Annotated in this window: 25 protein-coding genes; 11 read left to right on the top strand and 14 right to left on the bottom strand. The window is 61.2% G+C overall.

What is annotated here, in order from left to right; all coding sequences use genetic code 11:
- The first annotated feature begins 62 nt into the window (after positions 1 to 62).
- Complete coding sequence (locus LGT41_RS00730; protein WP_274128082.1) at positions 63 to 230, top strand: YdcH family protein; 168 nt, start codon at positions 63 to 65, stop codon at positions 228 to 230.
- Positions 231 to 233: 3 nt separating this feature from the next.
- Here the strand turns inward: LGT41_RS00730 and yddG are convergent, their stop codons facing one another.
- From yddG to LGT41_RS00695, 7 genes are all read right to left on the bottom strand, one after another.
- On the bottom strand, positions 234 to 1,079 hold the full coding sequence (yddG, locus tag LGT41_RS00725; protein ID WP_274128081.1) for an aromatic amino acid exporter YddG: 846 nt from the start codon (positions 1,077 to 1,079) through the stop codon (positions 234 to 236).
- Positions 1,076 to 1,822, bottom strand: a complete 747-nt coding sequence (locus tag LGT41_RS00720) for a type 1 glutamine amidotransferase (protein ID WP_274128080.1) — start codon at positions 1,820 to 1,822, stop codon at positions 1,076 to 1,078. Before LGT41_RS00720 ends, yddG begins: the two co-directional genes overlap by 4 nt.
- 60 nt (positions 1,823 to 1,882) lie before the next feature.
- Positions 1,883 to 3,109: a sugar-transfer associated ATP-grasp domain-containing protein gene (locus tag LGT41_RS00715; RefSeq protein WP_274128079.1), complete on the bottom strand. Its 1,227-nt coding sequence runs from the start codon at positions 3,107 to 3,109 to the stop codon at positions 1,883 to 1,885.
- Between the two features lie 70 nt (positions 3,110 to 3,179).
- Complete coding sequence (gene phbB / locus LGT41_RS00710; protein WP_274128078.1) at positions 3,180 to 3,905, bottom strand: beta-ketoacyl-ACP reductase; 726 nt, start codon at positions 3,903 to 3,905, stop codon at positions 3,180 to 3,182.
- 55 nt (positions 3,906 to 3,960) lie between these two features.
- Positions 3,961 to 5,136, bottom strand: coding sequence for an acetyl-CoA C-acetyltransferase (locus tag LGT41_RS00705; protein ID WP_274128077.1), 1,176 nt, complete (start codon positions 5,134 to 5,136; stop codon positions 3,961 to 3,963).
- A gap of 66 nt (positions 5,137 to 5,202) precedes the next feature.
- Positions 5,203 to 6,399 carry an alpha/beta fold hydrolase gene (locus LGT41_RS00700; RefSeq protein ID WP_274128076.1) on the bottom strand — a complete coding sequence of 399 codons (1,197 nt, stop codon included), beginning with the start codon at positions 6,397 to 6,399 and terminating at the stop codon, positions 5,203 to 5,205.
- Positions 6,396 to 6,539, bottom strand: a complete 144-nt coding sequence (locus tag LGT41_RS00695; protein ID WP_274128075.1) for a hypothetical protein — start codon at positions 6,537 to 6,539, stop codon at positions 6,396 to 6,398. The genes LGT41_RS00700 and LGT41_RS00695 overlap by 4 nt, the downstream gene beginning before the upstream one ends.
- Before the next feature lie 102 nt (positions 6,540 to 6,641).
- On the opposite strand from LGT41_RS00695, the gene phaR reads away from it, so the two are divergent.
- Complete coding sequence (phaR, locus tag LGT41_RS00690; protein WP_274128074.1) at positions 6,642 to 7,241, top strand: polyhydroxyalkanoate synthesis repressor PhaR; 600 nt, start codon at positions 6,642 to 6,644, stop codon at positions 7,239 to 7,241.
- On the opposite strand, the gene LGT41_RS00685 is transcribed toward phaR, so the two are convergent.
- The gene (locus LGT41_RS00685) at positions 7,238 to 8,032 is read right to left on the bottom strand and encodes an EAL domain-containing protein (RefSeq protein WP_274128073.1); all 795 of its coding nucleotides are present in this window, start codon (positions 8,030 to 8,032) and stop codon (positions 7,238 to 7,240) included. The two genes, phaR and LGT41_RS00685, sit on opposite strands and share 4 nt — an antisense overlap.
- An 85-nt stretch (positions 8,033 to 8,117) precedes the next feature.
- Here LGT41_RS00685 and LGT41_RS00680 point away from each other — a divergent pair, with 85 nt between their 5' ends.
- A complete protein-coding gene (locus tag LGT41_RS00680) occupies positions 8,118 to 8,675 on the top strand; it encodes a DNA-3-methyladenine glycosylase I (RefSeq protein ID WP_274128072.1) in 558 nt (185 codons plus the stop codon).
- On the opposite strand, the gene LGT41_RS00675 is transcribed toward LGT41_RS00680, so the two are convergent.
- Complete coding sequence (locus tag LGT41_RS00675) at positions 8,672 to 9,244, bottom strand: TlpA family protein disulfide reductase (RefSeq protein WP_274128071.1); 573 nt, start codon at positions 9,242 to 9,244, stop codon at positions 8,672 to 8,674. The two genes, LGT41_RS00680 and LGT41_RS00675, sit on opposite strands and share 4 nt — an antisense overlap.
- A 25-nt stretch (positions 9,245 to 9,269) precedes the next feature.
- Between LGT41_RS00675 and argH the strand changes: the two genes are divergently transcribed.
- The 5 genes from argH to LGT41_RS00650 all read left to right on the top strand — a co-directional run bounded on the left by argH (position 9,270) and on the right by LGT41_RS00650 (position 15,650).
- Positions 9,270 to 10,664, top strand: a complete 1,395-nt coding sequence (argH, locus tag LGT41_RS00670) for an argininosuccinate lyase (protein WP_274128070.1) — start codon at positions 9,270 to 9,272, stop codon at positions 10,662 to 10,664.
- 323 nt (positions 10,665 to 10,987) lie between these two features.
- Entirely contained in the window at positions 10,988 to 11,533 is a 546-nt protein-coding gene (locus LGT41_RS00665) for a putative pterin-binding protein (RefSeq protein WP_274128069.1), read from the top strand.
- A gap of 63 nt (positions 11,534 to 11,596) precedes the next feature.
- Positions 11,597 to 11,914: a DUF2834 domain-containing protein gene (locus tag LGT41_RS00660; RefSeq protein WP_274128068.1), complete on the top strand. Its 318-nt coding sequence runs from the start codon at positions 11,597 to 11,599 to the stop codon at positions 11,912 to 11,914.
- Between the two features lie 14 nt (positions 11,915 to 11,928).
- Positions 11,929 to 13,197: a diaminopimelate decarboxylase gene (lysA, locus tag LGT41_RS00655; protein WP_274128067.1), complete on the top strand. Its 1,269-nt coding sequence runs from the start codon at positions 11,929 to 11,931 to the stop codon at positions 13,195 to 13,197.
- Complete coding sequence (locus tag LGT41_RS00650) at positions 13,185 to 15,650, top strand: DUF4175 domain-containing protein (RefSeq protein ID WP_274128066.1); 2,466 nt, start codon at positions 13,185 to 13,187, stop codon at positions 15,648 to 15,650. Before lysA ends, LGT41_RS00650 begins: the two co-directional genes overlap by 13 nt.
- On the opposite strand, the gene LGT41_RS00645 is transcribed toward LGT41_RS00650, so the two are convergent.
- Positions 15,647 to 17,611 carry a zinc-ribbon domain-containing protein gene (locus LGT41_RS00645; RefSeq protein WP_274128065.1) on the bottom strand — a complete coding sequence of 655 codons (1,965 nt, stop codon included), beginning with the start codon at positions 17,609 to 17,611 and terminating at the stop codon, positions 15,647 to 15,649. The genes LGT41_RS00650 and LGT41_RS00645 overlap by 4 nt on opposite strands.
- A 150-nt stretch (positions 17,612 to 17,761) precedes the next feature.
- Between LGT41_RS00645 and LGT41_RS00640 the strand changes: the two genes are divergently transcribed.
- The 3 genes from LGT41_RS00640 to LGT41_RS00630 are packed head-to-tail and all read left to right on the top strand — an operon-like array spanning position 17,762 to position 20,065.
- Positions 17,762 to 18,439 carry a cell division ATP-binding protein FtsE gene (locus LGT41_RS00640; RefSeq protein ID WP_274128064.1) on the top strand — a complete coding sequence of 226 codons (678 nt, stop codon included), beginning with the start codon at positions 17,762 to 17,764 and terminating at the stop codon, positions 18,437 to 18,439.
- Positions 18,436 to 19,335, top strand: a complete 900-nt coding sequence (locus tag LGT41_RS00635; protein WP_274128063.1) for a cell division protein FtsX — start codon at positions 18,436 to 18,438, stop codon at positions 19,333 to 19,335. The genes LGT41_RS00640 and LGT41_RS00635 overlap by 4 nt, the downstream gene beginning before the upstream one ends.
- Before the next feature lies 1 nt (position 19,336).
- On the top strand, positions 19,337 to 20,065 hold the full coding sequence (locus tag LGT41_RS00630; RefSeq protein WP_274128062.1) for a lysophospholipid acyltransferase family protein: 729 nt from the start codon (positions 19,337 to 19,339) through the stop codon (positions 20,063 to 20,065).
- Here LGT41_RS00630 and LGT41_RS00625 read toward each other — a convergent pair.
- From LGT41_RS00625 to LGT41_RS00610, 4 genes are all read right to left on the bottom strand, one after another.
- A complete protein-coding gene (locus LGT41_RS00625) occupies positions 20,062 to 21,021 on the bottom strand; it encodes an IS481 family transposase (protein WP_274128061.1) in 960 nt (319 codons plus the stop codon). The genes LGT41_RS00630 and LGT41_RS00625 overlap by 4 nt on opposite strands.
- Before the next feature lie 57 nt (positions 21,022 to 21,078).
- Positions 21,079 to 22,041: an acetyl-CoA carboxylase carboxyltransferase subunit alpha gene (locus LGT41_RS00620; protein ID WP_274128060.1), complete on the bottom strand. Its 963-nt coding sequence runs from the start codon at positions 22,039 to 22,041 to the stop codon at positions 21,079 to 21,081.
- Between the two features lie 51 nt (positions 22,042 to 22,092).
- A complete protein-coding gene (locus LGT41_RS00615; RefSeq protein WP_274128059.1) occupies positions 22,093 to 23,151 on the bottom strand; it encodes a sensor histidine kinase in 1,059 nt (352 codons plus the stop codon).
- A gap of 63 nt (positions 23,152 to 23,214) precedes the next feature.
- A complete protein-coding gene (locus LGT41_RS00610) occupies positions 23,215 to 24,174 on the bottom strand; it encodes an L-malyl-CoA/beta-methylmalyl-CoA lyase (RefSeq protein ID WP_274129615.1) in 960 nt (319 codons plus the stop codon).
- Between the last annotated feature and the right edge of the window lie 16 nt (positions 24,175 to 24,190).

The following is a 24,190-nucleotide window of genomic DNA, read 5'->3' as shown; positions in this document are numbered from 1 at the left end:
TAGGTGACAGGGCGCGGTTTTCGTGGTGCAATGCCCAGGCAAGCAACCCAAAGGAGGCACGCATGAATCTCGACAGCCATATTTCCGAATTGCGTAAGAAACACGCCGCATTGGAAGATCGAATCAGCAAAGACCAACGCAGTCCGGGGAGCAATGATCTGTCATTGATTGAAATGAAGCGCGAAAAGCTGCGCCTGAAGGATGAGATCGAGCGGCTGAGCGCGCATTGAGCGCTAGGCTCGCGCCGCAACCAGCGCACCAAATGCAATAAGGGCTGCCGCGCCAAGCAAAACCGGCGTGGCAGGCGCAAGGCCCGCCAGAACCAGAACGAGTGTCGACAGCACGGGGGCTGCATAGGCCAGCACGCCGAGCAGTTGGATATTGCCGCGTTTCACGCCAATATCCCACACGTAAAACGCCAGTCCGACCGGGCCAAGCCCAAGCGCAAGCAAGGCCAGCCAGGCCTGCGTGGTTTGCGGCCAGACCGTTGTTTCCCACAGCAGATGGCTGGCCAGCGCCAAGAGGGCGGAAATGGCGCAATAGGCGGCGATGATGATGCTGGGCACCGCGCCCACCGCGCGGCTGGCCACCGAATAGCCAGACCAGATCAGCGCGCATAACGCCGCGGCACCAAAGCCAAGCCAGTATTCCGGAGCGATGTCAAAACCCGTGCGGGCGATCAGCATGGCGGCGCCGCCAAAGGCAATGAGCGCCCCAACCATATGGCCCGCGCGCAGTTTTTCACCCGGCAGAAGTGCCGAAAACAGCACAATGAACAGCGGCCAGAGATAGGCAACAAGGCTGGCTTCGGCCGCGGGCGCATTGGCCAGGGCGGTAAAATAGAAGAAGTGGTAGCCGAATATCCCACCAACCCCAAGCAGCCAGACCCGCAATGGCAGCCCTTTCAGGCGGGCGCGCTGGCGGATCAGGCTGGGCAGGCCAATCGCCGCCCCAAGCGCAAAGCTGATTGCCGAAAGCTGGAAGGGCGGCAAACCACCGGAAAGCGTGGTGAACAGCGCAAGCAGCGCCCAAAGCAGCACCGCAATGCTGCCCAGGAGGGTTGCACGCAGGCTGCTCAAGCTGCGGCGCTGGCGCGGCGCTTGCTGGCCGCCTCAAGAAAACGGGCGATCAGCGCGGTCCAGATATCGTTTTGCACCTGCTGCACGAGCCCGGCTTCGGCAAGGGCCACGCGCTCGGCGGGCACGATTGCGTTCAACCGCGTATCGATCAGCCCTTGCACAAATTCGGCGGTCATCTCCGGATGGGATTGCACGGTAATGGCATCGGGCGCATCGGGGTTGCCATAAACCATTGCCGCATAAGGGCAAAATTCGGAGCTGGCGATGATCTGCGCGCTGCTCGGCGGCGTTACGATTTGGTCTTGATGCACGGCATAGCCCTTGAAGCTGGACTTGAGATCGGCCATCCAGCCCGGCAGGTTGTGGGTTTGATATTCATGCACACCCAGCCCCCAGCCGCGTTCCGATTTTTCAACCTTGCCACCCATCGCCTCGGCAATAAGCTGGTGGCCAAAGCATATGCCAACCAGCGGCACATTCTGGGCCACACAGTCGCGCACAAAGGCCTTGAGCGCATTGATCCAGTCCAGATCTTCGTATACGCCGTGCCGCGAGCCGGTGATCAGCCAGCCATCGGCGTCATCCGGGCGGCCAAGTTTTTCGCCATTGACGATAGACACATCAATGAACTCCGCATCGGGCAACCGGGTATGGATGAGCGCATGAAAAATGCTGGGATAATCGCCGAACCGCGCTTTCAGCGCATCCGAAACATTGCCCGTTTCAAGAATTCCGATTCGCATGTGAGGCTCCGCAAAATGTGGTTGCGCAACAATTAGCGCCGCAATCGGGCAGTTACCAGCCTAGGAATTGAAGCGCCCGCGCTCCAACGCCACGATGTCGCGTATCGCGCCAAGCTGCCAGGCATCGTTGCCCGCCTTGATCGCGGCGGAAATGGCATCGGCCCGGGCCTTGGCCGCGGCGAAAAGCGGCCTGTGTTCTGCATTCATGATGCCGCGCCCGCGCACAAGCTGGTAATGGCTGCATGACGGGTTGCCATTGCCCTCGATGATCAGCGGGCCTTTGTCGGTCAGCGCGACATCCCAGCCGATGATCCCAAGTTCGGGCATAAGCATATGGGCGGCTTTCACCAGCGCAACCGCATCGGGCAGCTGTTCAACCTTGAAGCCCGGCAGTTTGGTGCCCGTCACCGGCTGGTGTTCGATTATCAAATGGGCCCCGTCGGTGCGTTCCATCGCGATGCTGATTTCGTTCTTTTCAAGATCAAGATTGGCAAAATAGCGCCGCTTGGATTTTGTCGGCCCGGATTCCGTGCCATCGACCGGCATCCGGAACGAGCCGAAAAACACCAGCGGCGCGCCCTGTTCGGTTAAAATCGAGTTCAGCCGCATCGGGCCAAGCCCTTTGGGTGCAAGGCCGCGCAGATCCTTGGCCATTGCCTCGCAGGTTTGAAACAAATAGCCGCTTGGGAATTTGGCCAGAATCTCGGCGGCAAACGCCTCTATGTGTGGCCCGGAAAGGCCTTCGCCAAAAACCAGATGCCCGTCGGCATCAAGCCGCTCGATCTCGATCCCGCCGATGGATTGTTTGCTATCGGTGGGCTTGCAGTAGAGCGGATAGCGCGCGTCATGCCGAAGGAAGGCAACAATTTCCGCAGCACTGCGCAGTTGCGCCCAGGATCCCACGGTTTGGCGGGGCGAATACATGGCCTGAGTTTCGGTGCAGGCAAGGTTGCTGGCCGCGCAGAGCGCAAGAAATACCGGCTTTTGGTCGACCATGTAGCGCGCGCCGGCAAGTTCGGGTGCGGTCAGGCCGTAATTCAGCGCCTTTGCAGCCCGGTCTCCCAGAAATTCGCGCTTGTCACTGCGCGAAAGGTCGCGCCGATACACGCGCAAACGGTAATATTCATGCGGCAGCAGCTTGCCCGGACCATAGCGCAGCGCGAACATTTCGCGCACTTGCCGCCCGGTGGAAACGCCCTGCTTTTGCGCGACATACTGCATCATCAATGTAACGCTTGGCGCGCGCATTTGCGAGACCGAGCGCAGGATGTCTGACGGTTCAACCATATAATACCTTTAACAAAAAATGGCGCAAACTGCGCCATTTCTTGATAATTCATCGTTTGGCTTACAGCAATCAGCTAAAGAACTGGCCGCCGTTTGGCGAAATGGTCGACCCGGTCATAAAGCCCGCATCATCGGATGCAAGAAAGACCACGCAGCGCGCAATTTCTTCCGGCTCGCCCAAACGGCCCACGGGAATTTGCGGGATGATCCGCTCGTTCAGCACCTTTTCGGGAATGGCGCGCACCATTTCGGTGCCGATATAGCCGGGGCAAATGGCGTTGACGGTAATGCCCGCGCGCGCCCCTTCCTGTGCCAATGCGCGGGTAAAGCCGATATCGCCCGCCTTGGCCGCCGAATAGTTGGCCTGACCGGCCTGGCCCTTCTGCCCGTTGACCGAGCTGATATTGATCACCCGGCCAAATTTACGGTCCCGCATACCACCCCAGATAGGGTGGGTCATGTTGAACACGCCCGACAGGTTGGTGTCGATCACCTCGGACCATTGTTCGCGGGTCATCTTGTGAAACATGCCATCGCGGGTAATGCCGGCATTGTTCACCAGAATATCGACCGGGCCAAGCTCGGCTTCAACCTTGGCAATTCCCGCGACACAGGCATCATAATCGGCCACCGACCATTTATAGGTTTTGATGCCGGTTTCGGCGGTGAACTTCGCCGCTGCCTCGTCATTGCCTGCATAATTGGCAGCAACGGTGTAGCCCGCCCCTTTCAGCGCGACCGAAATGGCCGCACCAATGCCGCGGGTTCCACCTGTTACAAGGGCCGTTCTGGTCATGCGATCTCTCCTGTTGAAACGATTGTTCTGTTTGTTGTGCTATTGCGCAATAATGTTACGCACGCTCAACGCAGAGCGCAACACCCATGCCACCGCCAATGCACAGCGTGGCCAGGCCGCGCTTGGCATCGCGGCGCTGCATTTCAAACAGAAGCGTGTTCAGCACACGGCAGCCCGAAGCGCCGATCGGATGGCCAATGGCAATGGCGCCCCCGTTCACATTCACAATCGCCGGATCCCAGCCCATTTCCTTGTTCACGGCACAGGCCTGCGCGGCGAACGCCTCGTTGGCCTCGACCAGATCGAGGTCATCCACTGTCCAGCCCGCCTTGGCCAATGCCTTGCGGCTTGCCATGACCGGCCCAACACCCATGATCGACGGGTCAAGCCCCGCTGTTGCATAGCCCGCAATGCGGCCAAGGTGCTGAATGCCGCGGTTCATGGCATTTTCTTCGGTCATCAGCAGGGTGACTGCCGCGCCATCATTCAGGCCCGAAGCATTGCCTGCTGTAACCGAACCTTCTTTGGAAAATGCCGGGCGCAGCTTTTGCATCGCCTCGATGCTGGCGCCGTGGCGGATATATTCGTCCTGGTCGACCACGGTTTCACCCTTGCGGGTTTTGATGGTGAAGGGGGTGATTTCATCGGCGAACTTGCCGGCTTTTTGCGCGGCTTCGGCCTTGTTCTGGCTGGCCACGGCAAATTCATCCTGCTGGTCGCGCGAAATCTGCCACTGTTCGGCCACGTTTTCCGCCGTTGTGCCCATATGATAGCCGTTGAACGCATCCCACAACCCGTCTTTGATCATCGAATCGACAAAGCCAAGGTCGCCCATTTTCTGGCCATTGCGCAGATTGGCGACATGGGGCGACAGGCTCATGCTTTCCTGCCCGCCCGCCACAACGATTTCGGCATCATTCAGCATAATGTGCTGGGCACCCAGCGCCACGGCCCGCAAGCCCGAGCCACAAACCTGGTTGATGCCCCAGGCCGCGCTTTCAATCGGCAGACCGGCGGCGATATGCGCCTGGCGGGCCGGGTTCTGGCCCTGACCGGCGGTCAGCACCTGGCCCAGAATGGTTTCCGACACATCGGCCGCATCAACACCCGCACGGGCCAGAACGGCGCGAATAGCCTCGGCACCCAGTTCATGCGCGGGCGTATTGGCAAAGCTGCCCAGAAAGCTGCCAACGGCGGTGCGGGCGGCGGATGCGATCACGATATTGGTCATGGGGATGGTCCTTCAGGTTTATGTTGCGGTGCAAAATAGCAGTTGGGCATGGCGCTGTCACCCATTCTACAGGCTTTGCACAAAGCTGCAAACGCGTTGCCATAGCACAGGAGCGGCGCGGGCCGAGGTGATGAGGCCGACATGGCCGGTTCCAGCGGTGAAGGCCGTGGCCTTTGGCGCTGCGCGGGCCAGCGCCAGCGCACCCGCAGCCGGGGCGATCGTGTCATGCGAGCCGGCCACAACAAGGGTGGGACAGGTCAGGTTTTGCGCGCGCACGGCGCCACCCTCCAATTGCCAGTTGCCAAGCTGAGGGGCGTTGCCCAGATGCCAGTCCAGCAGCAATTCCTGCGCGGCTGGTGCCGACATCGCAATGCCATCGGCCAGCCAGTCTTCCAGCGCCACGAAACATGTTTCTGCGGGTGAGTTTGCGCGAAGCTCCGCAAAGCGGCGGAATTTCGTGGCAAAGGCCAGCGGGTTGAGCGCGGCAAACAGCGATTGGAACAGCGCGGCAGGAATGCAGCCATAAGTCTCGGCCAGCCCGCCCAGCAGGGCGCGCGCTGCCGCGCCGTCATGCTGGCCGTAGAGCAGGCGCAACTGGCTGCGCACGCCGCCGCCGGCGGTAAAATCCCACGGCGCCCCCAGCGCGACAAGGCCGCGAATGTTTTCAGAATTGCGCGCCGCCAGCCCGGCTGCAACCGTGCCGCCCATGCAATAGCCCAGCAGGCAGGCTGGCCCGATATGGGCAAGGGCGGCGCGCGCGCGCGCAACATAGTGCTGAATGCCAAAGCCCGCCTCATCGGGCCCGGGTGCGCCCCAGTCCAGCAAATAAGGGTGCAGCCCGGCTGCCGCCAGCCGCCCCATCGCCGAAGTTTCGGGCGTCAGGTCCATGATATAGGCGCGGTTGACCAGCGAGGGCAGGACCAGCACGGCCACGGCAGTGTGCGGCGCGTCTGGCGCATAATCCAGCAATCGCGTCGCGCCGCTTTGCCAGACGGGCGGCGCGGTTTCAGGGGCTCGCCGATAGGGGTGGTTTTGCCAGCGCGCCAGACCGGCCAGCGTGGTGGCCATACGGGCACCAACCTCCTGGGCCAGCACCACCGGATCGGGTGGTTCAAGCCCGGACGGATCGAGCGATGGGTGCCAGGGAAAGGACTCGGTGCCAAGGGCTGCGCTTGCCGCCATTGCCCCCTGATAGGCCGCGAGCATTTGCGCAACATGCTGGGCCAGCGGTTGCGGCGCGCCAATGCGGTGCTGCGCAATCATTTTGGCCTATCCGCCGTGCTGGGCACATCTTCGCGCGCAAAAAGCGTGATATTGGCTTCCCAAAGGTCAAGATAGGCGGCGGCGGCGCTTTGCTGCGGGGCTGGCGCTTTGGGTGGCGTGGGCGTGGTCTTGCGGCTCATGACTTCGCCATAACATGGATGCCGGCCTTCGCGCTTGCAAAATTGCTTTGCGGCAGCGCAAAATGCTGACTAAGCTGGTGGAAATGGTCCAAGGAGGCGCATGTGGCTGAACCCACACAAAGCGACGAACCGATCGTCATCAAGAAATACGCCAACCGACGGTTATACAATACCGCCAAATCCAGCTATGTAACGCTTGAAAATCTAAGCCAGATGGTGCGTGACGGCGAAGATTTTGTCGTGCATGACGCGAAATCCGGCGAAGATATCACCCGCTCGGTTCTGGCCCAGATCATTTTCGAGGCGGAATCCAAGGGCAATACCATGTTGCCCACGAATTTTCTGCGCCAGCTCATCGCGCTTTATGGCGATTCGCTCCAAGGCGTTGTGCCGGGCTACCTCGATGCGTCGATGGAGACATTTACGAAAAATCAGGAAGCCATGCGCGCGCAGATCAGTTCGGCCTTTGGGGCCAATCCGGCAATTGCCAACCTCGAGTCGCTGGCGCGAACCAATATGGAATGGTTTGAAAACGCCATGCGCATGTTCTCGCCCTTTCCCGGTGCGGTTGGCGGAAAGGAAAGTGCGGGCGAAAAACCCGCCGAGGCGCCCAAGAAGCCGCGCGAATCGGAACTGGATGCGCTGAAATCGCAGCTTTCCGAAATGCAGGTGCAATTGTCCAAACTGGTGGGCAAACCCTAGATCGCGGCGCGGTAGGGTTGCATGTCCATCACAAGCGGCACATCGCCGGCACGCCCGCAATAATAGCCTTGCAAACAATCCACGCCCAGCGCGGTTGCGGCGCGGGCCTCATGCTCGTTCTCAATGAATTCGGCCACGGTCAGCATGTCAAAATGCCGGGCCAGTTGCACCAGAACCTTGACCAGCATGGCATTGTCGGGGTTCTTGTGCAGGTCGCGAATGAATTCGCCATCGATCTTGACCATGTCAAAGCGGAAGCGGCGGAAATAGGCAAAGGCGGTTTGCCCGGCGCCGAAATCATCAATCGCAAAGCTGCACCCCAGCTTGCGGTTACGGTCCAGAAACGCGATGGTTTCATCGGGGTCCTGCATGGCGGAACGTTCCGTCAGCTCGACGATCAGGCGTTCCGGCACGCCCGGATCCTGGCGCGCGGCCTGAACAAGCAGGGCGTTCCAACCCTCATCATGCATTGTTTTGGGGCCGATATTGACCGAAAGGCGCAAGCGCCGGTCGGCGGCGAGCAGATCGAGTGCAACGCCAAGCGCACGCCGGTCGAGCGCGCGGCCAAGCGGGGTTGCTTCCACCGCGTCGATAAACTCACCCGCGCGCATCACCTCGCCATTGGCGCAACGCAGGCGCAGCAAGCCTTCATAAAACGCCACCATCCCTTGCGGGCCGCTGCGCAGGACCGGCTGCCAGGCCAGACCGATACGCCCGTGCTGCAGCGCGTCGGTCACAAGCGCAACACTGCGCGCGGTTTGGTTCGGGTCGGGTGCCGTTCGGCTGTGCATGGCATTATCCTCGGTCTGGCCCAAGATTGCCTGCAAGCCGTTAACACGATATGAATATTCACGGATTGTTCTAAAGGAAATTAAAATGCAGCACAGATGCGCATGGTGCGGCGATGATCCGCTATATATTGCCTATCATGACCGCGAATGGGGCGTGCCCTGCCGCGACAGCCGCGCACTTTTTGCGCAACTGATGCTCGAATCCTTTCAGGCCGGGCTGAGCTGGATCACCATTTTGCGCAAACGCGAGAATTTTTATGCGCGATTCGCGAATTTCAACCCCGATATTCTGGCAGGCTGGGGCGACGCGCAGGTCGAGGCAGCCTTGCAGGATGAGGGGATCATCCGGCATCGTGGCAAGATCGTTGCGGCCATCAAAGGCGCGCAGGCCTGGCAGAAAATTGAAGCGGGCAAAGGTTTTGCGGCGTTCATCTGGCAAACGGTCGAAGGCGCGCCCATCGATAACCGCGTGCAGGCGCAGGCCGATGTGCCGGCCAGCACACCCGCCTCGACCGCGCTTTCAAAACGGCTGAAGACGGCCGGCTTCAACTTTTGCGGGCCGGTCATCTGCTATGCGTTCATGCAGGCGGCGGGGCTTGTGAATGATCATGCCGTCACCTGCTTTCGCCATGCGGAAGTCTAATCCGCCAAGGCCGCGGCAAGGGCGCGGATGATTGGCCCGGCCTTGTCCCATTCCGCAGCCCCAGTCAGGCGGGCAATTTCGCGGCCCTCGCCATCAAAAACAATCGTCGTGGGCAGGCCCATTGCGCCATGTGCGGCGGCCAAATCGCCGCGCGGGTCAAGGTTTATGGGCATGGTCACGCCGACGTCTTCGTTGAAACGCTCGATATCCTCGACCCGGTTGCGCCCGGTGGCAATGGCGATCACGCCGGCCTCATCGCCCAGTTCTGCACGCAAACGGTCTAGCGCCGGCATTTCCTCGCGGCAGGGCGCGCACCAGGTGGCCCAGAAATTCACGACATTCAGCCGCCCGTTGGCAGGAATGGTTTGCGCTTCACCCGCCTTTGAAACATAGCCGACATCAACCACGTCGCGCGGTTCACTGTGAATGACGAGCCGGCGCAGACTGTCGCTGCGCATCGATTCAATGGCCGCGCGTTCCTCGGCGGAAAGCGTGCCGGCAATGCCGGGGTTTGCAACCAGTGCTGTGGCGGCATATAGCAGGGCAAAGCTAAGTTTTCGCAGGGTCATGGCAGGCCTTGGGTTGGAGGGGTGAATGTCGGACAAATCGGGTGCAAATGCAATGTGGGGCGGGCGGTTCGCTGCCGGGCCAGACGCGATCATGGAGGCGATCAACGCCTCGATCAGCTTTGACAAACGGCTTTACAAGCAGGATATCGAAGCCTCGCGCGCCCATGCCGCCATGCTGGCCGCCTGTGGTATTATCACCAATAGCGATGCCAGGGCGATTTCGGAAGGCCTGCTCACGATCTTGTCAGAAATCGAGGGTGGCACATTTGAATTTTCTGCCGCGCTTGAAGACATCCACATGAATATCGAAGCACGGCTGAAGGCGCTGATCGGCGCGCCCGCCGGGCGGCTGCATACCGCGCGCAGCCGGAACGACCAGGTGGCTGTCGACTTTCGGCTTTGGGTGCGCGACCAGTGCGATGCCGCAATTGCCAGCATCAGCGCGCTGATGCAGGTGCTGGTGGCGCAGGCCGAAGCGGGGGCCGATATGATCATGCCCGGCTTTACGCATTTGCAAACCGCCCAGCCAGTGACATGGGGGCACCATATGCTCGCCTATGTCGAAATGCTGGCCCGCGACAAGGCGCGCTTTGCCGATGCCCGCGCGCGGATGAATGAAAGCCCGCTTGGCGCTGCCGCGCTGGCCGGCACCGGCTTTGCGATTGATCGCGAGATGACCGCCAGCGCGCTGGGCTTTGATCGCCCCACGGCCAACAGCCTGGATTCCGTGTCGGACCGAGATTTTGCGATGGAGTTTCTGGCCGCGGCGGCCATTTGCGGCACGCATCTCAGCCGTTTGGCGGAAGAGCTTGTCATCTGGTCTTCGGCCCAGTTCCGCTTTGTGATCATGTCCGACAGGTTTTCAACCGGCTCCTCGATCATGCCGCAAAAGAAAAACCCCGACGCAGCCGAGCTTATCCGCGCCAAGGGTGCGCGCATCAACGGCGCGCTTGTGGCCTTTCTGACAATGATGAAGGGCCTGCCGCTGACCTATTCAAAGGACATGCAGGAAGACAAGGAACAGGTGTTTGACGCCGCCGATACGCTGATGCTGAGCCTGGCCGCCATGACCGGGATGATGGCCGACCTCAAGCCAAACCCGCCCGCCTTGCGCGCGGCGGCCGGGGCTGCGTTTTCAACCGCCACCGACCTGGCCGACTGGCTTGTGCGCCGCCTGAACCTGCCGTTCCGCGACGCCCATCATGTGACCGGCGCGCTGGTCAAACTGGCCGAAGACAAGGGGTGCGACCTGGATGAACTGACGCTTGCAGACATGCAGACCGGGCATCCCGAAATTACCCAAGAGGTGTTTGCCGTGCTTGGGGTCGATAATTCGGTGGCCAGCCGCACCAGCTTTGGCGGCACGGCGCCCGCGAATGTGCGCGCGCAGGTTGAACGCTGGAAAGAGGTGCTGAAATGAAGCCGCTACTATTGCTCCTTGCCCTTGCCGCTTTGGCGGGTTGCGGCGTGAAAGGCGACCCGCTGGCAGTAACCCCGCGGTTTGAATCGCGCGTCGCAGCACCCTGACGCGCCCGGCCCAATAAACGAAATACATGGCGCAATTTTTCCCATATCGGGGAAGTTGCGCCATTTCTGTTTTACTACAAGTATTGCATGTAATTCCTGAAGGCTTTCGGCGGGCTGCGCAAAATTACTTGCGTGAACGGCCCAAGTTTGCCATAACAACCCACGGCTGCAATGCCGATTCATAAAAAAACTATAGATGTATCAACAGGACAGACGATGTTTAAGCTCTTCTTAGCGCTGGCTTTTGCTATTGGCATGGGCGGCGCCAGCCAGGCCCAGGCCGAGCTGCGCGGCCCGGCGATTCTGACCGTTACAGGCGATGTCGCCAACTATTCGCGCGGCGCAATGGACCCGGATTACGATAAACTGTTCGACTATAATGGCGTGGCCTTTTCGTCGGCGGCGACCTTTGACTATGCAACGCTTGCCACGCTCAGCCAGCTTTCATACACAACCGATTTTCCGCAAGGCAAAGGCCCGCATGTGTTTGAAGGCCCGCTTCTGGCCGATGTTCTGCGTCTGGCAGGTGTGACGGGCACAACCATTTCGCTGCGCGCGCTTGACGGGTTCACCCTGGAACTGCCGCTGGCTGAATTGCTGGCAAAAGATCCGATCCTGGCGCTCAAACGCGATGGTGCGTTTCTTGGCCTTGGGGATTTCGGGCCAAGCCAGCTGGTATTTGCGCGCGGCAGCCGCGACGATCTCAATGACATTGACGACAGCAACTGGGTCTGGTCGGTTTTCTACATTGATGTGCAATAACATCGTTTCGCTTGAACGATCTGCGCGGTCGCGCTAGGTCCGGCTTTTCAGGCTGGGGGCGACATGGCACATACGCGAACGGTATTTCTGGTTCTGGCGCTTGTTGGCGCTGTCGGGCCTTTGTATTTCATGTTTGGGCATATGCAGGCCAACGGCTTCAGCCTTGGCGGCCTTTTCACCGCCTGGGGGGCCAATATGGCCACGCGCGGGCTGATGCTCAACATGCTGCTGTCCAGTCTGGTGCTGACGGTCTGGGCGCTGATCGAGGCACCGGCGCGGCGCGACTATCTTCCGCTTGTGGCCATACCCGTGGCCTTTTATGTTGGGCTTTCCAGCGGGCTGCCGCTGTATCTGTATCTGCGCGCCCGCCCGCTCAACTAAGCATCGGACTGTTCATGGACCATTTCCAATACCAATCCGGTGCGCTCTGCGCTGAACGCGTCGCCATTGCCGATATCGCGCGCGCCGTTGGCACACCGTTCTATGTCTATTCCAGCGCCACGCTCACCCGCCATTATCAGGTGTTTCAGGAAGCACTGGCCGGGATGGACCACCTCATCTGCTATGCGATGAAAGCCAATTCCAACCAGGCCGTGCTACGGCTGATGGCGAATCTGGGCGCGGGTATGGATGTGGTTTCGGGCGGGGAATATGCGCGCGCAATTGCCGCGGGCGTGCCGGGGGAACGCATTGTATTTTCCGGTGTCGGCAAAACCGCCGATGAAATGCGCATGGCGCTTGCGGGCGGCGTGCGCCAGTTCAACGTGGAAAGCGAGCCGGAACTGCTGGCGCTTGATGCGGTTGCGCGCGAAATGGGCCTGTGCGCCCCGATCACCATTCGCGTAAACCCGGATGTAGACGCGAAAACCCACGCCAAGATCGCCACCGGAAAATCCGAGAACAAATTCGGCATTCCCATTGCCCGCGCGCGTGAAGCCTATGCACAGGCCGCGGCGCTTGAAGGTGTAAAGGTTGTGGGCATCGATGTGCATATCGGCAGCCAGCTTACCGAGCTTGCCCCCTATGAGGCGGCTTTCACCAAGGTTGCCGAGCTTTGCGAACTGCTGCGCGCCGATGGCCATGATATTCGCCGGCTCGACCTTGGCGGCGGGCTGGGCATTCCTTATGAACGCTCCAACAGCCTGCCGCCCCTGCCACTGGACTATGGCGCGGTCGTGCGCCGCACGCTTGGCCATTTGGGCTGCGAGATCGAGATCGAGCCGGGCCGTCTGATTGCGGGCAATGCCGGGCTGCTGGTTGCGGGTGTCACCTATGTCAAACAGGGCGAGGGGCGAAATTTTCTGATTCTCGATGCCGCCATGAACGATTTGCTGCGCCCGGCCATGTATGACGCCTATCACGAGATCATTCCGGTGGTGGAACCCGAAGCGGGGGTCGAAACCCGGCCCATAGATATTGTCGGCCCGGTATGTGAAACCGGCGATACTTTCGCGCGCCAACGCGCCATGCCACCGCTTGCAGCAGGCGACCTTGTCGCTTTTCGCACGGCGGGGGCTTACGGCGCTGTCATGGCCAGCGAATACAATACCCGCCCGATGATTCCCGAAGTTCTGGTGCAGGGCGATCAATTTGCCGTGGTTCGGGCACGTCCGAGCTTGGAAGAGATTATCAATCGGGATAGCATCCCACTATGGCTGGCCTGACTCCCCCCAAGACCGCACCGCGCAAACCCGATTTTGCGCCGCTCGCCCCCTATGCCGGGCGGCTGTTTTTGTCACGGCTCACGCTTTGGGCGGAAACGCTGATCATGGCGTTCTGGCCTCTGGCCAGCCTTGTCGCGCTTGGAACTGCCGCGCTTTTGCTGCGGCTAGAGCAGTTTGTGCCACAAAACTATTGGGTTTACATCGCCGCTGCCCTGCTGGTTCTGGCGTTGTATCTGGGCGGTATCGGTGTGCGCCGCCTCAAACCTCCCAGCCGGATCGATGCGATTCTGCGGCTCGATTCCGCTTTGCCCGGCCGCCCGCTATCGGCCCTGCTCGACCGGCCCGCATATCTGGGCGATGACACTGTCAGCAAGAACCTGTGGCTGGCCCATACCGCCGCGATGCGCCAAGCCGCCGCACGCGCACGCGTGCCGGCGCCTGCCGTGAACCTGCGCGAACGCGACCCGAACGGCCTGCGCCTGCTGGCCGCCACCGCATTGGGCGTGGCGCTGGTTTTCAGCAACCTGCCCGGCGCGCGGGTGCAAAATGGCGGCCCCAATGGCACGGCCCTTGCCGCCGTGCCTGCTGCAAGCTTCGAGGCCTGGGCCCGCCCGCCTGCCTATACCGGCCTGCCGGTCATGTATCTTTCGCCCGAAAACCTGGCCGATGCATCGCTGGAACTGCCGATCGGGTCCGAATTTACGCTACGGCTTTACGGCGTTGGCGATTTTGCGCTGGAAGACGGGGCCAGCGGGCAAAACCTGGTGCTGGCGCCCGATGTTTATGATCTGAGCTTTCCCATCGTGCAATCGGGCCGCATAACCCTGCGTGAAAGCGGCGATGTGATGGGGGATTGGCGGATCACCGCGCGCGCTGATAGCCCGCCGCAGCTGCAATCGGACGCCGCAATCGCCAAAAGCCGCGACGGCGCGATGGAGCTGGAGTTTACCGCACAAGATGACTATGCCATCACCGGCGGCAGCTATCGGATCACCCTTGATCTGGACGCGGTCGACCGCCGCTTCGGCCTTGTTGCGCCGCCCGATTTGCCCGAACCGCTGACCGGCGCGCTACCACTGCCGTTTCGCGGCGACCGGGCCGATATCAAGGACATGCTCACCGCCGATTTCAGCCAGCATCTGTTTGCGAATCTGCCCGTAGTAATTACGCTCGAAGTCACCGATGGTGCAGGCCAGTCGGCGATTTTATCGCGCCGCGATGTGCTGCCCGCGCGTTCCTTCTTTGACCCGCTTGCCGCCGCCATCATCGAGCAGCGGCGCGATCTGCTCTGGTCGCTGGACAATCTGCGCCGCGTCAATGATGTGCTGCGCGCCATTTCCTATGCGCCCGAACCCGGCCTTTTCCCCAGCGCCAGCAGCTATCTGCTTACGCGCGTTGCCATCCGCCGCATGGGCTATATGGCCGAAGACGGGCTCAGCCTGGCCGAGCGTGACGAGATTGCCGCCCTGCTGTGGGATGTCGCCGTCATGATCGAGGCGGGCGATCTTTCCAGCGCCGAGGCGCGGTTGCGCCGCGCCCAAGAGCGGCTGCGCGAAGGCCTGCAAAACGGTGCCACCGAACAGGAACTGGCCGAACTGACCGACGAGCTGCGCGATGCGATTGACGAGTATTTGCAGCAAATGGCCCGCGAAATGCAGCAAAATGGCGACCAGCAGCAGGCTGAAAACCAGCAAAACGGGCCGACAATGTCGCAAAGCCAGTTGCAGGAACTGCTTGACCGGATTGAAGAGTTGAACCGGAACGGCCAGCGCGACGAGGCGCAGCGCCTGCTCGACCAGCTCAACCAGTTCATGGAAAACATGCAGATGACCATGCAGCAAACGCCGGGCGGCCAGGGCTCGCCCGGTGAGGGCGTTCAGGATACGCTGCGCCAGCAGCAGGAACTTTCCGACGATGCCTTCCGCCGCTTGCAAGAGGAATTTCGCGAAAACGGGCAGGGCGGCAATGGCCAGACCCAAAACCCCGAAGGCGAGGATGGGTCGCCGCCAACCAGCGAAGAACTGGCCGAACGCCAGGAAGCCTTGCGCGATTTCATGCGCCAATTGCAGGACGAGGGTGCCGATGCCGAGGCGCTGCGCGAGGCCGAGCGCAACATGGCCGACGCCCGCGACCGCCTGCGTGAGGGCGATCTTTCGGGCGCGTTGGATGAACAGGCGCAAGCAATGGAAAATCTGCGCCGCGGGATTCGCGAGTTGGAGGCGCAAGACCGCGCCGGCAATAACGGCGAGGATGACCCCGCCAATGCTCGCGACCCGCTTGGCCGCCCTGTCGGCAATGATGGCGGTGTCGATCAGGGTGAAACCGCGGTGCCCGACCAGAACGCTTCAGAGCGCGCGCGCGAATTGCTGGAAGAGATCCGCCGCCGCGCAGCCGACCGGCTGCGCCCGGAAGGCGAGCGCGACTATCTGCAACGGCTGCTCGATCTGTTCTAGAACAGCCCGCCGATGGCGGTGCGCAGGCTGTCTATCGTGCTGACAATGCCGCTGACCGCGGCTTCGCTGGCGGGCAGGGCGGAAACAATCGCAGCCGGGAAGACATAGACGACCGCAAGTGCTGCGCAGAGCAGCACCGCCACACCCATCCCCAAACGGCCAGCGCGGCGCGAACCGCCTTCGCGAGGGGCCTTGCCGGCCTTGGCCGCGCGGGATTTGGCGGGCTTGGCGGTCTTGCCACGGCGGCCGCCTTTCTCGTCGCGCAGGCTGGCACGCAATTCGTCGATGCTTTCCTGCCCGGCCTTGTTGTTCGTGCGCAGCAATTCCGAACGGATATTGGCGAGCATGGCCTCTTCATCCGCAGCGGCGGCCTTGGCCTTGGCCTCGTCATCCTCGGCCTCGTCATCATGGCGGGCGCGGCGCGCCTCATCCAGGGCGACCGGTTCGGCAGGTTTGGGTTTGGGTGCGAATTTCTGCACGGCTTTCAGCTCGGCAATCGCATCTGTCAGCTTGCGGGTCGCGCGCGCATCTTCGCCCTTTGGCTTGGCCGAACTGCTGGTTTGCGGCGGCTCGGGGTGGCCGGTTGTGGGCGGCAAATAGGTCGGCGCCGGGCCATCATCGAAATCGGGCGCGGCTTCAAATTCCGGCTCTGGCTCTGGTTCCGGCGCGGGCTCAAAAGGCTCTTCGGCTTCAACCCAGTCAAAGCCGCCGTCATCATCCTCGACAGCCACCGCTTCCGGCTCTTGGGCATCGGCATCCGCATCTTCCGCGGCCTCTCCCTCGTCCTTCGGCGCGTCGCTCGCTTCAAAGCTGAAGCCGTCATCGTCGCTTTCGATTTCAGCCTCACCAAAGGCTTCTGCATCATCGGCTTCAGGCTCGGCCGCCCAGGGGCGCGGCTTTGGTTCTTCATCGTCAAACTGCGGATGCGCACTGCGCTGGAAACGCGGTGGATCAGCCTGGATGGGCGCGAAATCCGGCGCATCACTGTCTTGGTCAGCGGCCAGTTCCGGCGCGTTGTCAGGCTCTGCGTCTTCATCACCCGATGCGGCTTGCATGTCGTCCTCGGGCAGGTCCGCAGCGGCCTCGACTGCATCAGCATCCGGCGCGCTTGCGAAGGGGTCGTCTTCTTGTGTATCCGCCCGTGGCTCATCCGCCACCTCATCAGGTGCGTCTGCAGTTTCGTCCGCATCCTCTTCGGGTTTCAATTCAAAATCCGGCGCGGCGGCGGGGGTTGGCGCGGGAGTTGGCTCGGGGGTTGGCTCGGGGGTTTGGGCGAATTCGCGGCGCGCAGCGGCGATATCGTCAAATGTCGAGGTCTCGGCTTCGGGGGCATCGTCCCGGGCTGCAATCTCTGGCGGGTCCGAAAAGACCGGGGCTTCGGGCAGGTCTTCTTCCTCGATATCGGGGGGCGGCGGGGGCACGCGAAACATTTCGGCCTTTGCAGCCGCTGTGCCGGTCTTTTCCGGTTTGGCAGGCATGGCCTTGGCGGCGGGTGCCTCGGCATTGCCGCGCAACCGTGTGCCGCGATCGGCACGAATTTCAACACTGGGCGCGGCCTCGGCCTTGGGCGCGTTCACGCTGCCGAATTTTGGCGCCTCGTCTTCAGCCTCGGCACCGATTTCGGGCGCGGGCTCGTCTTCAGGCTCAGGCTCGTCTTCAGGCTCAGGCTCGTCATCGGGCTCGTCCTCGGGCGCGTCATCATCCAGCACGGCCTCGACCGTCTCAACATCATCGGTATCGTCCCAAATCGGCACATCCTCGTCCGCGTCGGGCAGAACGGTGTCATCCTCGGGCCGGTCAGCCAGCAAATCGCCGTCAAGAAACGCCGCAGCCCCGGCCGAAGCGGGCGCCTGTTGCCAGACATTCTGGCAGGACGAACACTGCACTTCACGCCCTTCCGGCGGAATGGCATTTTCTGGCACCTGATATTGCGCGTCACACGAGGGGCAAACGATAAGCATTCAGCCCGTTCCTTTTGTTTTCTTGCGGCGAATCGGCCGATGCTTAACTTCTAGCCGCTCAATGGCAACATTCCAACTATAACGACCGAGCATTGGGCTTGAGCTTGGCAGCCGTTCGTGGGAATGTTCGCTGCCAATAGGAGACGATGCGTGATAACCTTCGAGCAAGCAGGCTTTAGCTACGGGCGCAATTCCATACTGAACGGTATAACCCAGGAATTGGCGCCGGGCTCCTTTCATTTTCTGACCGGGCCTTCGGGCGCGGGCAAGACCACGCTGCTCAAACTCTGCTATCTGGCGCTGCGCCCCACATCCGGCACGGTCAGGCTTTTCGGTCAGGATGTCAGCAAGCTCAGCCGCGACCGTGTGGCCGAAATGCGCCGCCGTATCGGCGTTGTGCATCAGGATTGTCAGTTTCTCGACCATCAGACCGTGCGCGCCAATATTGAATTGCCCATGAAGGTTGGCGGGCGCAACATCCATAAAAACCGCGCGAATGTCGATGATTTGCTGTCATGGGTCGGGCTGACCAAGCGCGGCGATGCGCTGCCACCCGAACTTTCCGGCGGCGAGCGTCAGCGCCTTGCCGTGGCGCGTGCGGTGATCATGGCGCCGGAAATCATTATTGCCGACGAGCCGACCGGCAATGTCGATTGGGAGATGGGCCACCGTTTGCTGACCTTGCTTGTTGAACTCAACAAGATGGGCAAGACGATCATTATTGCCAGCCATGATATGAATCTGATCCGCGCAACAAAATCCATGACCACGACCCGGGTGATGCGGCTGGTCAGGGGGCAGTTGGTGGCAGCGGGGGCCGATCTATGAATCTGCGCGCAATCCTCACCCGGTATTTTGGCGCCTACTCGGTCGACCAGATCGTGCCGCCGCGCGGCAATGCGGCCTGGGCGACGATTTTCACCACCGCCACAATGACCTTTCTGGCGGTTGCGGCCCTGGCCGCAGCCCTGGCGGGCGCGCGCTTTGCCGATGCCTGGTCGCTGGACCTTGCCAAAAGCGCCACCGTGCGCATTGCCGCCCCGGCCGAAACCCGCGAACAGCAAATTGCCGCAACACTTGCCGTGCTGGAAACCACACCGGGCATTGCCAGCGCCGAGGTGCTGGATGATGCCGCCCAGGCCCGTTTGCTGGCCCCGTGGCTGGGGGATGATCTGCCGATGGATGCGCTGCCACTGCCGGCGATGATTTCGGTTACGCTGGAGGGCGACGGCCCGAATACCGAAGCGCTGGCGCTGCGCCTGGCCGCCGATGCGCCCGATGCCGTGTGGGACGATCATGACCGCTGGCGCGAACCCTTGCAAAAAACCACCGCGCGGGCGCGAATGCTCGCCATTGCCGCGATTGTGCTGATCACGGCCGCACTTGCCGTAATGATCACGCTGGCCGCGCGTGCCGCGCTGGCGCAAAACGCACAGGTTATTGTGACCTTGCGGCTGGTGGGCGCGCGTGACCGGTTCATCATCTGGACCTTTGTGCGCCGCTTCACCATGCGCGCGCTGATCGGCAGTGTACTGGGCGCAATTTTCGCCATTATCGCGGTGCAAATGCTGGCCGATTCCACGGCGGATGAAACTTTCCTGTCGCTCATCGGTTTTAGCGGGCTGGATTGGGCGCTGCTGTTTGCCATCCCGTTTATCGCAACCTTTGTGGCCTTCAATGCCACGCGCCAGGCGGCAATGCGCCACCTTTCGCAACAGGCCTGAAATGCTGTTTCTGCGCTCGCAGCTGGCCGACCTGATCATGTATGTCCTGATGGCCATTATGGGCATTCTTTTCGCGCCTGCGGCAATTTACTCGCGCGGCGGGGCCTATTGGGCGATCAAGGTTTACTGCCGCACGGTGTTCTGGGTGTTGCGCATTCTATGCGGGCTCAAGGTCGAATTCCGGGGCGAGGTGCCGCAGGGCGAGGTGATCGTCGCGTCCAAACACATGTCATTTCTCGATGTGATGATGCACGCCTATGCGCTGCCGCGCGTGAAGTTTGTCATGAAACGCCAGCTGCGCTATGCGCCGATTTTGGGGCTGTATGGAATGCGCATCGGCTCGGCCCCGGTGGCGCGGGGCAAAAAAGGCAGTGCGGTGCGCAAGCTGGTGCGCGATGTCGAAAGCGACAAAGAGAATGCTGGGCAATTGGTGATTTACCCGCAAGGCACACGGGTTTTGCCTGGTTCCGACAAGCCCTACAAGGTGGGCGCAGGCGTGCTTTACACCCGCATGGGCCAAGATTGCGTGCCTGCCGCCACCAATACCGGCGTGTTCTGGGCGCGGCGCAGCCCCTATCGTTACCCGGGCACGGCGGTGGTTGAATATCTGCCGATGATCGAGCGCGGGCTCAAGCTTGATGAATTCATGAAGCGGCTTGAAGACGTGGTCGAAACCCGCTCCAACGCGCTGATGCGCGAAGCGGGCTACGCGCCGCCCGATCCGCGCTAGGTGTTCAGTCCCGGCATCTGGTGGATCGGATCGATGATGAAACGATCCGGGTCTGATGTCCAGATTTTGCAGATGTATTCGTAGGGCGTGAGACCGCCGAGGGTCTTCAGCCTGCGTGCGAAGTTGTAAGCCGCTGTAAAGTCGGCAAGGTGCGTGCGCAGCTGATCGTGGTTGTCGTAATGGAAGCGTTTGACGGTTGCGTCTTTGATCGTGCGGTTCATCCGCTCGACCTGGCCGTTGGTCCACGGATGGTTCGGTTTTGTCAGTCGGTGCTCGATCCCATTGGCCTCACAGATCATGTCGAAGCGCATTGGCCGGGAATAGGTGGTGTTGCGGTTCCGGGGCTGCTCGGCGAATTGGATGCCATTGTCCGTGAGAATGGTGTGAACTTGGTAGGGCACGGTTTCGAGCATGTGCTGCAGGAACTCCCAGGCAGTGCGTCTGTCTGCCTTTTCAACGAGTTGGGTTACGGCGAACTTACTCGTGCGGTCGATGCCGACAAAGAGATAGAGCTTTCCCTCAGCCGTTTGGACTTCAGCAATATCAATGTGGAAGAAACCAATGGGGTAGCGCTTGAAATTCTGGCGTTTGGGCTTATCGCCCTCGACATCCGGCAGGCGCGAGATGCCATGTCGCTGCAGGCAGCGGTGCAGGGCTGATCGCGTCAAATGCGGGATGGACGGCTGCAGGGCGTAGAGACAGTCGTCCAGCGGAAGGAGCGTGTGGCGTCGGAACGCGACGATTGTCGCTTCCTCGGCTTCGGTTAAAACTGTCGACCGCGGTTGCGTCGGTCCGGTCTTCATATCCTCGACCGTCACTCGCTTCCGCCACTTTGCGACAGTCTTGGGCTTGATGCCAAATTCCTTGCTCAGTTGCGCGAGCGAAGCTTGCGATCGCTGTATTGCCGCTCTGACTGCGTGCGTTGTCGTGGCGCTCCCGTGACGAACTTGTCCCATAATGCTTCCTTCCATTCCTTCGAAAGGATCGCACCATCAAACCGTGGGATCAAACACCTAGGCTGCCAGCGTTTTATTGCCAAGGGCTATGAATTTTTTGCGCCGCTCCATGCGCCGCTTGCTGGCGTCGATCTTCAAGACTTCCTTGAGCATCTGTTCGAGCGTTTTGCCAACCGCGGCGATGGCGGCTTTTCGGTCGCGCTGCGCGCCGCCCACCGGCTCGGGGATGACCTTATCGGCGATACCCAGCCGGTTCAGGTCTTGCGCGGTCAGGCGCAGGGCCTCGGCGGCTTCGCGCATCTTGCCCGCATCTTTCCACAGGATCGAGGCGCAGCCTTCCGGCGAAATCACCGAATAGACCGAATGTTCCAGCATGGCGAGCTGGTCTGCCGCGGCAAAGGCCACCGCCCCGCCAGAGCCGCCTTCGCCAATCACGATCGACAGAACCGGCACATTGATCGACAGGCATTTATCGGTGGAGCGCGCAATCGCTTCCGACTGGCCGCGCTCTTCGGCACCCTTGCCGGGATAGGCGCCTTGCGTATCGACCAGAAACACCACCGGCAGGCCGAAACGGTCGGCCAAATCCATCAGGCGGATGGCCTTGCGATAGCCTTCGGGCCGCGCCATGCCAAAGTTATGTGTGATGCGGCTTTTGGTGTCATGGCCCTTTTCATGGCCGATCACCATGACCGGCGCGCCGTTGAACCGCGCCAGACCACCCATGACCGCAAGGTCTTCGGCAAAATTCCGGTCACCCGCCAGCGGGGTGAATTCGGTGAACAGCGCGTCGATATAATCGCGGCAATGGGGCCGGTCGGGGTGGCGGGCCACCTGGCATTTTTGCCAGGCCGTCAGTTCGGCATAAATGTCCTTGAGCTGCTGGGCGGCCTTGGCATCGAGCGCCTTGGCCTCGCTCATCGTATCGGCATTGGTGCCGCCCTTGGCCATAGCCCGCAATTCGGCGGCTTTGCCTTCAATTTCGGAAAGGCTTTTTTCAAAGTCGAGGTAATTCTGCATCTGCCAACCCAGTCATTCTTCTGGTCAACATATGACGGGGCGCGCACAGAATTACAAGCCAAAGGCGGGCTGGGCGTTGCCTTCGGCAATTTCCAGCACAAGCGACACGGTAAAGCTGCTGCCCGTGCCCAATGTGCTGACCAGCTCGATTTTGCCACCCATCTTGCGAATGATTTCATCGCAGATTGACAGGCCAAGCCCCGTGCCTTTCAAATGGTTGCCCTCGGGGCGCACTTCCTGGAAGAACCGCTCGAACACGCGCGACAGGTTTTCGGGTGCAATCCCGTGCCCGGTGTCACGCACGACAAATTTTACGGCCAGTTTCCTGCCCTGCCGTGTGGCTGCGCAAGTCAGGGCAACTTCGCCCTTTTCGGTGAATTTTATGGCATTGCCAACAAGGTTGACCAGAACCTGCCGCAGCGCGCGACTGTCGACATTCACGTGCGGCAGGGGCGGGTCGGGCTGGTTGATTTCGAGCGTCAGAGCGCGGTTGGTGGCGACCGGGCGCAACACATCGTCCACCTCCTGAAGGATGTTGCCCAGATTCGTGGGCGCTGGATGAAGTTCCAGCTTGCCCGCCTCGATCCGCGCGACATCCAGCAGGTCGTTGATCATTTCAAGCAGGCCGCGGCCCGACCGTGTCATCACGGCCAGAAGCTCAAGCTGGCGCTTGTTCAGATTGGTGGTGCGCAGCACCTCGCCAAGGCCCAGAATGCCGTTGAGCGGGGTGCGCAATTCATGCGTTACCGTGGCCAGAAATTCGGTTTTTGCCCGATCGGCGGCTTCGGCCCGGCGCTTAAGCTCTTCGAACGCCCTGGTGGCCCGGAACATGCGGTGCAGGCTCCAGGCCAGCGCCAAGACCAGAACAATGGCCGCGGCCATGATCGGCAATCGAAAGAGTTGCGAAAACCCTTCGGCAGCGCGCGCATTTGGCCCGCAAGCCCAGGACGGTTCGGCGCCAGAACCAGCTTGCCCGTAGCAATAGACCAACCAAAGCTCCAGCGTGATAAGCGCCACGACCTTGATTGCGACGCCAATGAACAGCAGCCATAAAACAAGGCGCGATGGATAGGATGGGAGTTGCACTGCCTTCATATCAATCTTTACCACAACTGCCCCGACCGGTTTTGCGCAGACTAGTCTGCGTTTACGAATGCAAGGTTAACATTTGCGTCACCGTGCGAGCATTTCGGCCTGGCGCACAATCACCTGCGCCTGCCGGATCGAGGCGAGATCGACCAGCCGCCCCTTGTAAACCGCAGCCCCTTGGCCTGTGGCATCGGCGGCCTTCATCGCCGCCAGAATTTCGCGCGCTTCGGCAATCTGTGCGGCCGAGGGGGTGAAAACCGCGTTGGCCAGCGCAATTTGCCTGGGGTGAATCGCCCATTTACCCACCATGCCCAGGGTTGCCGCGCGGCGGGCCTGCGCCACAAAGCCCTCATCGTCGGAAAAATCGCCAAATGGCCCGTCAACCGGCAACAACCCATGCGTGCGGCAGGCGGCGACAATGGCCACGCTGACCGAATGCCATGCATCGCCCCAATGCTGCGCGCCGCCCGGTGCCAGCATATAGTAATTATCCTGCGTGCCGCCAATGCCGGTGGTTTGCATCCCCATGCTGGCCGCGTAATCGGCTGCGCCAAGGCTCATCGCGGCCATGCGCGGGCTGGCGGCGGCAATCTCGTTCACATGCACCAGCCCGGCGGCGGTTTCGATGATCACCTCGAACTGAACGGGCTTGCTGCGCCCCTTGGCGGCCTCGATCGCGCTTACCAGCGCGTCGACCGCGTAAATATCCGCCGCATTCCCGACCTTGGGAATCATGATCTGGTCCAGCCGGTCGCCTGCCTGTTCCAGCACCTCGACCACGTCCCGATACCAATAGGGCGTATCCAACCCGTTGATGCGCACCGACAGGTGCTTGTTGCCCCAATCGACACCGTTGATTGCCGCAATCACATTGGCGCGCGCGCTGTCCTTGTCGGCGGGTGCAACCGAATCCTCCAGATCGAGGTTGATCACATCGGCCGCGCTGGCTGCCATTTTTGCAAACAATGCCGGGCGCGAACCGGGGCCGAAAAGCTGGCAGCGGTTGGGGCGGGCTGGGGCGGCGGGCTGGATCTTGAAGCTCATCATTCGGCCTTTGGTT

Source organism: Abyssibius alkaniclasticus, from assembly GCF_020447305.1.
GTDB lineage: Bacteria > Pseudomonadota > Alphaproteobacteria > Rhodobacterales > Rhodobacteraceae > Abyssibius > Abyssibius alkaniclasticus.
This window is presented reverse-complemented; position numbering and strand designations above follow the sequence as displayed.

Coding starts and splice junctions, on each gene's coding strand:
- LGT41_RS00700 (WP_274128076.1), bottom strand. CDS start 6,399: ATGATTGCGCAGCACCGCATTGGCGCGCCGCAACCGCTGGCCCAGCAT.
- LGT41_RS00635 (WP_274128063.1), top strand. CDS start 18,436: ATGAATCTGCGCGCAATCCTCACCCGGTATTTTGGCGCCTACTCGGTC.
- LGT41_RS00610 (WP_274129615.1), bottom strand. CDS start 24,174: ATGAGCTTCAAGATCCAGCCCGCCGCCCCAGCCCGCCCCAACCGCTGC.
- LGT41_RS00685 (WP_274128073.1), bottom strand. CDS start 8,032: ATGCACAGCCGAACGGCACCCGACCCGAACCAAACCGCGCGCAGTGTT.
- lysA (WP_274128067.1), top strand. CDS start 11,929: ATGGACCATTTCCAATACCAATCCGGTGCGCTCTGCGCTGAACGCGTC.
- LGT41_RS00675 (WP_274128071.1), bottom strand. CDS start 9,244: ATGACCCTGCGAAAACTTAGCTTTGCCCTGCTATATGCCGCCACAGCA.
- LGT41_RS00715 (WP_274128079.1), bottom strand. CDS start 3,109: ATGGTTGAACCGTCAGACATCCTGCGCTCGGTCTCGCAAATGCGCGCG.
- LGT41_RS00630 (WP_274128062.1), top strand. CDS start 19,337: ATGCTGTTTCTGCGCTCGCAGCTGGCCGACCTGATCATGTATGTCCTG.
- LGT41_RS00705 (WP_274128077.1), bottom strand. CDS start 5,136: ATGACCAATATCGTGATCGCATCCGCCGCCCGCACCGCCGTTGGCAGC.
- LGT41_RS00645 (WP_274128065.1), bottom strand. CDS start 17,611: ATGCTTATCGTTTGCCCCTCGTGTGACGCGCAATATCAGGTGCCAGAA.
- LGT41_RS00625 (WP_274128061.1), bottom strand. CDS start 21,021: ATGGGACAAGTTCGTCACGGGAGCGCCACGACAACGCACGCAGTCAGA.
- LGT41_RS00720 (WP_274128080.1), bottom strand. CDS start 1,822: ATGCGAATCGGAATTCTTGAAACGGGCAATGTTTCGGATGCGCTGAAA.
- LGT41_RS00660 (WP_274128068.1), top strand. CDS start 11,597: ATGGCACATACGCGAACGGTATTTCTGGTTCTGGCGCTTGTTGGCGCT.
- LGT41_RS00650 (WP_274128066.1), top strand. CDS start 13,185: ATGGCTGGCCTGACTCCCCCCAAGACCGCACCGCGCAAACCCGATTTT.
- LGT41_RS00620 (WP_274128060.1), bottom strand. CDS start 22,041: ATGCAGAATTACCTCGACTTTGAAAAAAGCCTTTCCGAAATTGAAGGC.
- LGT41_RS00695 (WP_274128075.1), bottom strand. CDS start 6,539: ATGAGCCGCAAGACCACGCCCACGCCACCCAAAGCGCCAGCCCCGCAG.
- LGT41_RS00730 (WP_274128082.1), top strand. CDS start 63: ATGAATCTCGACAGCCATATTTCCGAATTGCGTAAGAAACACGCCGCA.
- LGT41_RS00665 (WP_274128069.1), top strand. CDS start 10,988: ATGTTTAAGCTCTTCTTAGCGCTGGCTTTTGCTATTGGCATGGGCGGC.
- phbB (WP_274128078.1), bottom strand. CDS start 3,905: ATGACCAGAACGGCCCTTGTAACAGGTGGAACCCGCGGCATTGGTGCG.
- LGT41_RS00680 (WP_274128072.1), top strand. CDS start 8,118: ATGCAGCACAGATGCGCATGGTGCGGCGATGATCCGCTATATATTGCC.
- argH (WP_274128070.1), top strand. CDS start 9,270: ATGTCGGACAAATCGGGTGCAAATGCAATGTGGGGCGGGCGGTTCGCT.